Raw genomic sequence first — 579 nt, forward strand, 5'->3', positions numbered from 1 at the left:
CCGGGTTGCGGACAGTGTCTGGTGGGTAGTTTGACTGGGGCGGTCTCCTCCCAAAGAGTAACGGAGGAGCACGAAGGTTAGCTAATCCTGGTCGGACATCAGGAGGTTAGTGCAATGGCATAAGCTAGCTTGACTGCGAGAGTGACGGCTCGAGCAGGTGCGAAAGCAGGTCATAGTGATCCGGTGGTTCTGAATGGAAGGGCCATCGCTCAACGGATAAAAGGTACTCCGGGGATAACAGGCTGATACCGCCCAAGAGTTCATATCGACGGCGGTGTTTGGCACCTCGATGTCGGCTCATCACATCCTGGGGCTGAAGTAGGTCCCAAGGGTATGGCTGTTCGCCATTTAAAGTGGTACGCGAGCTGGGTTTAGAACGTCGTGAGACAGTTCGGTCCCTATCTGCCGTGGGCGCTGGAGAATTGAGGGGGGCTGCTCCTAGTACGAGAGGACCGGAGTGGACGCATCACTGGTGTTCGGGTTGTCATGCCAATGGCACTGCCCGGTAGCTAAATGCGGAAGAGATAAGTGCTGAAAGCATCTAAGCACGAAACTTGCCCCGAGATGAGTTCTCCCTGA

General features: G+C 55.4%; 1 rRNA gene. It reads left to right on the forward strand.

The window, feature by feature from the left end:
* Positions 1-579 (forward strand): 23S ribosomal RNA (locus tag ACOTX3_RS26150); the annotation flags it as partial.

It is taken from the genome of Enterobacter cloacae complex sp. IR5384, from assembly GCF_049237265.1.
GTDB lineage: Bacteria > Pseudomonadota > Gammaproteobacteria > Enterobacterales > Enterobacteriaceae > Enterobacter > Enterobacter cloacae.